The organism is Bradyrhizobium sp. Ses1, assembly GCF_059512365.1.
In genome coordinates, this window is sequence record NZ_JCAMOQ010000019.1 from 119,674 (window position 1) to 129,875 (window position 10,202).

Sequence of the window (10,202 nt, forward strand, 5' to 3'; positions counted from 1 at the left end):
ACCTAAAGCTGCGTCAGGAGATCATCGATCCGGATCGGGAAGCGGCGCACGCGAACGCCTGTGGCGTGCCAGACCGCATTGGCGACCGCACCGGCGCTGCCGGTGACGCCGATCTCGCCGACGCCCTTGATGCCGAGCGCATTCACATGCGGATCGTGCTCGTCGACGGTCAGCACATCGAGCGACGGCACATCGGCATTCACAGGGATATGGTACTCGGCGAGGTTCGCGTTCAGGATGCGGCCGGAACGGTGGTCCATGACGGCTTCCTCGTGCAGCGCGAACGATACGCCCCAGATCATGCCGCCGAAGAGCTGGCTCTGCACCAGCCTGGGATTGATAATGCGGCCGGCTGCAAAGGCGCCAACCAGGCGCGTGACGCGGATCTGGCCGAGTTCGGGATCGACCTTCACCTCCGCGAAAACAGCGCCATGGGCGTGCATGGCATAGTTCGACTGCGCCGCAGGATCTGCCGCGCCGCCACCGCTGGCTTCGATTTCGGCGACGCCGGCGCGCTTGAGGATGTCGGCATAGCTCTCGCTACGCGCTTCATCGTCTCGGCGGAATAGCCGCCCTTCCCGCGCGACCACGCCGGCATTGCCGGCACCGAACAACGGCGAGCGCTGGTCGGAGGTCGCGAGATCGGCGAGCTTTGCGATCACCGCCGCGCCGGCGTTGTGGATCGCAGCACCGGCGGTCGCGGTATGGGCCGAGCCGCCGGCAATGCCCGCGTCCGGCAGATCCGACGTGCCCGACCTGAATTCGACCTGGTCGATGCCGAGCCCGAGTCCGTCGGCCGCGATCTGGGCGAGCGCGGTCCACGCGCCCTGCCCCATGTCATGCGCGCCGGTCTCCATCACGCCCGAGCCGTCGCTGCGGATCACGGCGCGCGCCTGCGCCTGGAACATCAGCGCCGGAAAGGTCGCGGTGCCCATGCCCCACCCGACCAGGAAACCATCATCGTCGCGCATCTGCCGCGGCGCGAGCGGACGCCCTGCCCAACCGAAGCGTTCGGCACCCTTGGCATAACACTGCCGCAGCGCCTTCGAGGAGAACGGCTTTCCGGAGATCGGCTCGACCTCGGCGTAGTTCTTCAGGCGAAAATCGAGCGGGTCCATGCCGCAGGCGGCGGCAATTTCGTCGATTGCACTCTCCAGCGCGATCGAGCCGGTCGCCTCTCCCGGCGCCCGCATGAACAGTGGCGTGCCGGTATTGACGCGCACCGCTTCATGCGAGGTCTTGATCGCGGGGCTTGCATAGAGCGTGTGCGAGGCGTCGGCGGCCGGCTCGTAGAAATCATCGAACGTGCTGGTCGTGACCTTGGCGTGATGATCGATCGCGGTCAGGCGACCTTCGCCGTCGGCGCCGATGCGCAGCGTCTGCCGGGTCGGCGGACGATGGCCGACCGGGCCGTACATCTGGTCACGGCGCAGCACGAGCTTGACCGGACGTCCCACCAGCTTGGCCGCCATGATGCCCAGCACTTGCGGCCCGGAGACCAGTCCCTTCGAGCCGAAACCACCGCCGAGGAACGGGCTGCGGATATGAATATTGCCAGGCGGAATTCCGAGCAATCCGCCGAGCCGCATCTGTGCCATCGCCATGCCCTGGCTCGGCGTATCGATCGAGAGCTTGTCGTCGTCCCAGGCCGCGACCATCGCGTGCGGCTCCATCGCATTGTGATACTGCGCCGGCGTTTCATACGTCGCCTCGATGCGGTTCGATGCACCGGCGAGCGCAGCATCGACATCGCCATGCCGGACCTCGGCCGGATTGCCGATACCGACCACCGGCGGCACATAGCTCTCGGCACCATCAAGGCCGACCCGCGCGGACTCGATGTGATATTGCGGCGACAGCAGTGCCGCGCCTTCGGTCGCGGCTTCCAGCGTCTCGGCGATCACGACTGCGATCGCCTGGTTCGCATAGCGCACCTCGTCGTTCTGCAGGAGCTCCATCTTGAATGCGAAAGGATTGGGCTTGCCGTCCGGATCTTCGGCAAGCGGCGGCTTGTGCGAGGGCGTCATCACGTCGACGACGCCGGGATAGCGCTTGGCGGCATCGACATCGAGGGAGGTCACGCGGCCGCGCGCGATGGTGGAGACGGCGATCACGGCATAGAGCATGCCCGCCGGGTGATTGTCGGCGGCATAGCGGGCCTGGCCCTTGACCTTCAGGACGCCGTCGCGGCGGGTCAGCGGCTGGCCAATATTCGAGCCGTGCCTGAGATGGGCAGGATCACGGGTGAGCTCAAGCGACATGGCGCACTCCTGATGAGAAGGGAGAGCCGGGAAGCGCGGGAATGCGCGCCGGCGTGCCCGCGGTGGCGAGCGTCAGCGCCCGGACCACGATACGCTCTGCGAGTTCGATCTTGAACGCGTTGTCGCCAGACGGCTTTGCATCGGCAAGCGCGATGCGCGCAGCCTCGCGGAAGCCCGCAGCATCGGGCGTAACGCCGGCAAGACTCTGCTCCGCGGCCCGCGCGCGCCAGGGCTTTGCCGCGAGGCCGCCGAGCGCGAGCCGTGCCTCGCGGATCAGACCTTGCTCCAGCTGCAGGCTCGCGGCGGCCGATACGACCGCGAATGCATAGGAGGTGCGTTCGCGAACCTTGATATAGCGTGCATGCGCGGCAAAGCCGCGTGCCTCCGCCGGCAGCCGCAGCGCGACGATCAGATCACCGCGCTCGAGCAAAGTCTCCCGCTGCGGCGTGTCGCCGGGCAGGCGGTGCAGCGCCTCGAGCGCGACCTCGCGCCGCCCGCTCTTGCCCTCGATCTCGACGACCGCATCGAGCGCAACCAGCGGAACGCAGAAATCAGAAGGATGCGTGGCGATGCAGGCCTCGCTCCAGCCGAGCACGGCATGCAGGCGGTTTTCGCCATGGCGGGCGTCGCAGCCAGCACCGGGCCAGCGTTTGTTGCAGGCGCTGGGGGCGTCGTAGAAATAGGCACAGCGCGTCCGCTGCAGCACGTTGCCGCCGACAGTCGCTGCGTTGCGAAGCTGCGCGGACGCGCCCGACAGCAGCGCCTCGGCCACCGACGGAAAGGCGCGGGCGAACTCCGCATCATGCGCGAGATCGGCATTGCGGACCAGCGCGCCGATCCGGACGCCGCCGTCGGCAAGATATTCGACGCGGTCGAGCCCCGGCAGGCGCGTGATGTCGACCAGCCGGCTCGGATGGCAGACGCCGCCCTTCATCAGGTCGAGCAGGTTGGTGCCGGAAGCGAGATAAGTGGCGCCCTTCTCGGACGCGGCCGCGACCGCCTCGGCGACAGTGGCGGGCCTGACATAGTCGAAATTCATCATGCGGAGCGCCTCTGTTCGGAGTTCGCGAGAGTTTGTTGGGCCTCAAGCACGGCTTCGGTGATGCCGGCGTAGGCGCCGCACCGGCACAGATTGCCACTCATGCCTTCGCGCACGCGCTCGGGATCATCGCCCGCCTGGCCTTCGGTGATCAGTCCGATTCCGCTCATGACCTGTCCGGGCGTGCAGAAGCCGCATTGAAAGGCGTCATGCGCGATGAAGGCGGCCTGCACCGGATGGAGCTGGTCGCCATGCGCGACACCTTCGATGGTGAGGATGTCGGCGCCGTCCTGGCTCACCGCCAAGGCGAGGCAGGAATTGATGCGCCGGCCGTCGACCAGGACGGTGCAGGCGCCACACTGGCCGCGGTCGCACCCCTTCTTGGTGCCGGTCAGATCAAGACGTTCGCGCAAGAGATCGAGCAGGGTGACGCGCGGGTCGTCGAGCTCGATCTCCCGCCGCACACCGTTCACGGTGAGGCTGATGGAGAAATTCATGCAGGGCTCCGATCAGTGCTATGGTGGGATTGTTACAGTGGTAATGCGCCGCCGGCGTCCGCCAATGTGTCGATCGGCGGACCTTTGCAGGCCGGGTACTCATCGCATATACGGAGGCATCCTCCGTTTTACAAGGGAGGGTGATCACAAATCTGATGGCCAGTCAGTTCGCAGGAATAGTTCGCAAGCCACGCGCAGATGCCGTGCGCAACCGGGAGCGCGTGTTGGAAGCGGCGAAAGCCGTGTTCAGCGCAGGTGGTCCCGAGGCTAGCCTGGAGGCCGTCGCGCGGCACGCTGGTGTCGGCATTGGAACGCTCTACCGTCACTTTCCGACGCGCGAAGCACTGTATGAAGCAGTGTATCGGCGCGAGGTGGATCAGCTCGGCGACCTCGCGGAGCAATTGAACGAAGAGGCGGACCCGGTCGAAGCGCTGCGGCATTGGCTGCATGCCAACGTGCAATTCGTCGCCACCAAGAAGGGCATGGCGGCCGCGCTGGCGCTGGTCGCGCACGGCTCTCCCGAGCTTCACGCCTACTCGCTCGACCGCCTGACCAAGGCGATCGCCGCGCTGCTTGCGCGCGCCGTCGCCGCCGGCGAGATCCGGGCCGATATCAGCGCCGAGGACGTCCTGCGCGCGCTGATCGGCCTGTGCTACATGCACGACCAGGCAGGCTGGCAATCGACCGTGCTGCGGCTGTTGGATGTGTTCATCGACGGACTGCGCCTGCAACCGGCGCGGAAGGCGACGCTGCCGAAACAGAAGCCGACGAAGAATGCGGTAAAGCGAAAGCGCTAGCTCCAAGCACCGTCATTGCGAGCGCAGCGAAGCAATCCATGTCGCCGCAAGCCGAGATATGGATTGCGTCGTCGCTTTCGCTCCTCGCAATGACGACAGTGCAACTCACCCAAATCTATGATCGTAGCGCGTGATCGACAGCTCGCTCACATCGATCTCCGGCTTGCGTCCGGACAAGAGGTCTGCCAGCACCCTGCCCGAGCCGCAGGCCATGGTCCAGCCAAGCGTGCCATGGCCGCTGTTGAGATGGAGATTGCCGTATTTTGTCGCGCCGATCACCGGCGGTCCGTCCGGTGTCATCGGGCGCAAGCCGCTCCAGAACGTCGCCTTGGCGAGATCGCCGCCGCGCGGAAACAGATCTGTCAGCGAATGATCGAGCGTCGCCCGACGCGCCGCATAAAGCCTGTCGGAATAGCCTGAAATCTCCGCGGTGCCGCCGACGCGGATGCGCTCGCCGAGCCGCGTGATCGCGACCTTGTAGCTCTCGTCCATGACGGTCGATTCCGGCGCGCCGCTGGCATCTACGATCGGCACCGTGATCGAATAGCCTTTCACCGGATACACCGGCAGCGAAATGCCGAGCGGCCTGAGCAGTCGCGGCGACCAGCTTCCGAGCGCGACGACATAGGCGTCGGCCTGCAGCATGCCCTTGCTGGTCGCAACGCCGGTGACGCGCGAGGCGTCGGCGATCAAGCCATCGATGGCGACGTTGAATTCGAAGCGCACGCCGAGCTTTTCGGCCTCGAGCGCCAGAGCCTGCGTAAACATGTGGCAATCGCCGGTCTCGTCCTGCGGCAGCTGCAGTCCGCCGGCGATCTTCTCCTTCACCGCGGCGAGCGCCGGCTCGGCGGCAATGCAGCCCTCGCGATCGAGCACCTCGAACGGAACGCCATATTGCTTGAGCACCGCAATGTCATCGGCGGTGTGGTCGAGCTGGGCGGCGTAGCGGAACAATTGCAGCGTGCCGCGGGAACGCTCGTCATAGTGGATGCCGATCTCGCTGCGCAACGCGCGCAGGCAGTCGCGGCTATATTCCGCGATCGGGATCATCCGGCTCTTGTTGACCGCGTACCGCTCCGCGGTGCAGTGGCGCAGCATCTTGAGCAGCCAGATCCACATCGCGGGATCGGGCTTCGGGCGAACCACCAGCGGACCGTGCTTCATCAACAGCCATTTGATGGCCTTGATCGGCACGCCGGGACCGGCCCAGGGCGAAGAGTAGCCGGGCGAGACTTCGCCGGCATTGGCAAAAGAGGTTTCCAGCGCGGGCTTGGGCTGGCGGTCGACAACCGTCACCTCATGACCGGCGCGCGCGAGATAATAGGCTGACGTGACGCCGATGACGCCGCTGCCGAGGATGATGACTTTCACGCTTTTCAGGCTCCCGCCGCGGCATGACTTGCCGCTGCAAATAATCTCCGCAACGGCTGGAGCAAGGTCAGGCTACGCGCTTGATGACGTCGCCGAGGATCGACACGATCTCGTCGATATGACTGCGCTCGACGATCAAAGGCGGCGACATCGCCAAGGAGTCGCCGCTCTGGCGGAGGTAGAGGCCGCGATTGAAACAATCGACCATCATGTCATAGCCGCGTGCACCGATCGCGTCCTTGCGCGGTGCCACTTCGATGGCGCCCATCAGGCCGACATTGCGGATGTCGATCACGTTCGGCAGCCCCTTGAGCTGATGCAGCGCATCGCGCCAGTATTCGGCGAGCGAAGCGCCGCGCGTCAGCAGGCCTTCGTCCTTGTAGATGTCGAGCGTGGCAAGGCCGGCGGCGCAGGCCACCGGATGCGCCGAATAGGTGTAGCCGTGGAACAACTCGATCTGGCTTTCCGGCCCGGTCATCAGTCCGTCGTAGATCTTACGGCTGGCGAACACCGCGCCGCAGGGAACGGTGCCGTTGGTGATGCCCTTGGCGGTCGTCATCAGGTCAGGCGTCACGCCGAAGAACTGCGACGCGAACGGCGTGCCGAGCCGGCCGAACCCGGTGATGACTTCGTCGAAGATCAGCAGAATGCCGTGCTTGTCGCACAATTCGCGCAGCCGCTGCAGATAGCCCTTCGGCGGCGGCAGCACCGCGGTCGAACCCGGCACCGGCTCGACGATGACGGCTGCGATGGTCTCGGCACCGTGCAGCGCCACCAGCCGCTCGACGTCGTCGGCGAGTTCGGCGCCGTGCTCCGGCTGATCCTTTGCAAACGCGTTGCGGGCGAGATCATAGGTGTGGCGGATATGGTCGACACCGGGCAGATGAGTCGCGAAGGCGCGGCGGTTGGCCACCATGCCGCCCACGGACATGCCGCCAAAACCGACGCCGTGATAGCCGCGCTCGCGGCCAATCAGGCGCGTGCGGGTCGGCTGGCCGGCGGCGCGGTGATAGGCGAGCGCGATTTTCAGCGCGGTATCGACCGATTCCGATCCCGAATTGGTGAAGAAGACGCGGTCCAATCCCGTGGGCGCCAGCGCGGCGAGGCGTTCGGCGAAATCGAACGCGATCGGATGGCCCATCTGGAACGACGGCGCGAAGTCCAGCGTCATCAACTGCCGCTCGACCGCTGCAGCAATCTGCTTGCGGCCGTGGCCGGCATTGACGCACCAGAGCCCGGCCGAGCCGTCGATCACCTTCCGCCCATCGACGCTGGTGTAATACATGCCCTCGGCGGAGGCGAACAGCCGCGGCGTCTCCTTGAACTGCCGGTTGGCCGTGAACGGCATCCAGAACGAATCGAGCTTGATGGTGTTCGGAATCTGATGAACGGTCACGGCGTCGCTCCACTGCTGACGCCGCAGCCGAACATGCTCCCAAACGCGCAACAAGCCCTTTTCTGTGCCGCCGCAACCCATTGATCTCATTGGGGCGGACGCGGCATATTTGCGCGATCCGCAACACCTGCAACAGGGATTCTCTCCATGAGCGTCGATATCGGTGGCCGGCTGCGATTCATTCGCGCGCAGCAGAAGCTGTCGCAGCGCGAACTCGCCAAGCGGTCCGGCGTCACCAATTCGACGATCTCGCTGATCGAGTCCAACCAGATGAACCCATCCGTCGGGGCGCTGAAGCGCATCCTCGATGGAATTCCGATGGGACTGGCGGAATTCTTCGCGCTTGAGCCGGAGCGCCGCCGCAAGGTGTTCTACCGCTCCGACGAACTGACCGAGATCGGCAAGAAGCCGATCTCCTATCGCCAGGTCGGCGACAATCTGTTCGGCCGCAGCCTGCAGATCCTGAAAGAGCGCTACGAGCCCGGCAGCGACACCGGCCGCGTGCCGCTGGTGCATGACGGGGAGGAAGGCGGCATCGTGGTCTCCGGCAAGCTCGAGGTCACCGTCGATGACGAGCGCCGCATCCTCAATCCCGGCGACGCCTATTATTTCGAAAGCCGCCGCCCGCATCGCTTTCGCTGCGTCGGCGGCAAGCCCTGCGAGGTGATCAGCGCCTGCACCCCGCCGACGTTCTGAACGTGGCAGGCGCCGCGCGGCGCCTCACAGATTCCGGGTCTGCTTGTCGCCCCAGGCGATGGCCGCAGCGATCGTCACGAATATCGCCGTCACGCCAATAACGACCAGGATGGTATCGAGGGTCATGGCTTCTCTCCGTGGCTGATGGAGAAAAGCTAGCGGATTGCCGCCGCAGCGCTTTGCGCTCGATCAAATCCGAAAGGATGGTAGGCCTAGGCCATCGCCAGCCGCTGCCGCGAGCGGATCAGCAGCATCAGCATGATGGTGACGTTGAGCGCGTTCCAGGCGAGCCCGTTGGCGAAGGCGGCGGCGTAGGAGCCGGTGGCATCGAAGATCACCCCGGAAATATAGCCGCCCAGCGACATGCCGATCACCGAGGCGAAGATCACGATGCCCACCCGGGTGGCGGCCTCCGCGGCCGGCATCGCCTCGCGGATGATGATGGCGTAGCTCGGCACGATGCCGCCCTGGAACAGGCCGAACATCGCCGAGATGATGTAGAGCGAGGTCAGGCTGTCGAAGAATAAATAGAACAGCAGCGCCGTGCCCTGCGCGACCGAGCCGAGCAGCAGCGTACGGATGCCGCCGATCCGGTCGGCGAGAAAGCCGGAGCCGATGCGGCTGATGATGCCGAAGCCGAGCATCAGGGACAGCATCTCGGCGCCGCGCGCCACGCCATAGCCAAGGTCGCCGCAATAGGCGACGATATGCACCTGCGGCATCGCCATCGCCACGCAGCAGGCGATCGCGGCCAGCGACAGGATCGCCGTCAGCGCGTTGGTGGAGAGCCGCACATTGACGCGCGGCGGCGCCGCGTTGAGATGGCTGCGCCGGCTCGCCGCGCCCGTCAGGCGCCGCAGCACCAACAGCGCGACCGTCATCGCCACCGCCGTGAAGATGCCGATCGCGACATGCGTGGTGCGCCAGCCGAACTGCTGCATGCCGAGATTCACCAGCGGCGGCCAGATCGTGCCGCCGATATAGTTGCCGCTGGCGGCGATCGCGACCGCGAGTCCGCGGTAGCGGTCGAACCAGTGCGAGGCTTCCGCCATCAACGGCCCGAAGGTCGCCGATGACGACAGTCCGATCGCGAAATGAAACAGGATGAACGACCAGATCGACGGCGAGTAGCCGGCGCCAATATAGCCGAGCCCGAGGATGCCGATCCCGAGCCCGATCGCGGTGACGATGCCGTAGCGATCGGTGATCTTGCCGGTCAAAACCCCGCCCGAGCCGAAGCCGATCATGACGAGGGTGAATGCGAGCGAGGCGGTCCCTCGCGTGGCGGCGAAATCCCCCTGCACCACCGGCAGCGCCACCACCACGGACCACATACCCACGCTGCCGAGCGCGCCGATCACCACGGCGACAGCGAGCCGCAGCCATGCCCGGCGCGAATCGGGAATGAACTGGTCCGAATTTGGGCTGATCTGAGAAGGAATTTCCACGGCGACGCCAAACTTCGTCGCGAATTGCCTCCTGGTCAAGCGCTTTGGCGAAATATTGGGCATGCGGAAATGCCCTCCGCCACTCCCGTCATTCCGGGGCTCGCGCAGCGAGAACCCGGAATCCACTTCACCACCGTGCCTGCGGCACAATGGATTCCGGGCCTGCGCCTCACGGCGCATCCCGGAATGACGGCATTCTCACGCTGCCACCAACTTCGTGAGCAATAGGGCCCTTCCAGCAACCATCCAACTATGCGAAACTCGCACCGTGGATATCCGCCAACTGCTCAAGCTCCTGGTCGCGCTGCTGGTGACGGCAAGCCTGACCCTGGCGCCGCTCGCCACCCCGGCCGCGGCGGAGCATATGCTGTCGTCCGCTGGCATGCAGATGGCGGACGATCAGGACATGGCGGACATGCCCTGCTGCCCGGACAAAGAGAAGAGTCCGGCTTGCCAGGATTGTCCGCTGGTTGCGATCTGCATGATGCAGGTCATGCTGGCCGGCCCATCGACCAGCATGGTGGACGTGATCCGACGGCCGGGCGAACAGCTCCGTCCGCTCAACGACATCATCGCTGACGGGCTGGCGCGCCCACCTCCCGACCATCCCCCTCGAACTTTGGCCTGACCGGCGTCACGGCGCCGAGCGCTGCCGCGTGGCTTGAGACGCCGCGCGGATGACACGTGCTGCGCGAGC

At 65.7% G+C, this 10,202-nt stretch carries 9 protein-coding genes; 3 read left to right on the forward strand and 6 right to left on the reverse strand.

The window, feature by feature from the left end; genetic code table 11:
- Positions 1-2: 2 nt before the first annotated feature.
- The 3 genes from AC5ZG5_RS22315 to AC5ZG5_RS22325 are packed head-to-tail and all read right to left on the reverse strand — an operon-like array spanning position 3 to position 3,797.
- Entirely contained in the window at positions 3-2,261 is a 2,259-nt protein-coding gene (locus tag AC5ZG5_RS22315) for a xanthine dehydrogenase family protein molybdopterin-binding subunit (RefSeq protein WP_456642745.1), read from the reverse strand.
- Positions 2,251-3,303, reverse strand: coding sequence for an FAD binding domain-containing protein (locus AC5ZG5_RS22320; protein ID WP_456642746.1), 1,053 nt, complete (start codon positions 3,301-3,303; stop codon positions 2,251-2,253). Before AC5ZG5_RS22320 ends, AC5ZG5_RS22315 begins: the two co-directional genes overlap by 11 nt.
- Positions 3,300-3,797: a (2Fe-2S)-binding protein gene (locus AC5ZG5_RS22325; protein ID WP_456642747.1), complete on the reverse strand. Its 498-nt coding sequence runs from the start codon at positions 3,795-3,797 to the stop codon at positions 3,300-3,302. Before AC5ZG5_RS22325 ends, AC5ZG5_RS22320 begins: the two co-directional genes overlap by 4 nt.
- A gap of 155 nt (positions 3,798-3,952) precedes the next feature.
- Between AC5ZG5_RS22325 and AC5ZG5_RS22330 the strand changes: the two genes are divergently transcribed.
- Positions 3,953-4,594 (forward strand): TetR/AcrR family transcriptional regulator, encoded by a 642-nt coding sequence (locus tag AC5ZG5_RS22330; protein WP_456642748.1) that lies wholly within the window; start codon positions 3,953-3,955, stop codon positions 4,592-4,594.
- Positions 4,595-4,699: 105 nt separating this feature from the next.
- Here AC5ZG5_RS22330 and AC5ZG5_RS22335 read toward each other — a convergent pair whose 3' ends face one another.
- Both AC5ZG5_RS22335 and aptA read right to left on the reverse strand, forming a co-directional pair.
- Entirely contained in the window at positions 4,700-5,965 is a 1,266-nt protein-coding gene (locus AC5ZG5_RS22335; RefSeq protein ID WP_456642749.1) for a D-amino acid dehydrogenase, read from the reverse strand.
- A gap of 67 nt (positions 5,966-6,032) precedes the next feature.
- On the reverse strand, positions 6,033-7,361 hold the full coding sequence (gene aptA, locus AC5ZG5_RS22340) for an omega-aminotransferase AptA (RefSeq protein WP_456642750.1): 1,329 nt from the start codon (positions 7,359-7,361) through the stop codon (positions 6,033-6,035).
- Positions 7,362-7,508: 147 nt separating this feature from the next.
- Between aptA and AC5ZG5_RS22345 the strand changes: the two genes are divergently transcribed.
- Positions 7,509-8,057 carry a cupin domain-containing protein gene (locus tag AC5ZG5_RS22345; RefSeq protein WP_130227448.1) on the forward strand — a complete coding sequence of 183 codons (549 nt, stop codon included), beginning with the start codon at positions 7,509-7,511 and terminating at the stop codon, positions 8,055-8,057.
- Positions 8,058-8,269: 212 nt separating this feature from the next.
- Here the strand turns inward: AC5ZG5_RS22345 and AC5ZG5_RS22350 are convergent, their stop codons facing one another.
- On the reverse strand, positions 8,270-9,505 hold the full coding sequence (locus tag AC5ZG5_RS22350) for an MFS transporter (protein ID WP_456642751.1): 1,236 nt from the start codon (positions 9,503-9,505) through the stop codon (positions 8,270-8,272).
- Between the two features lie 268 nt (positions 9,506-9,773).
- Between AC5ZG5_RS22350 and AC5ZG5_RS22355 the strand changes: the two genes are divergently transcribed.
- Positions 9,774-10,133 carry a hypothetical protein gene (locus tag AC5ZG5_RS22355; protein ID WP_456642752.1) on the forward strand — a complete coding sequence of 120 codons (360 nt, stop codon included), beginning with the start codon at positions 9,774-9,776 and terminating at the stop codon, positions 10,131-10,133.
- Positions 10,134-10,202: the final 69 nt, after the last annotated feature.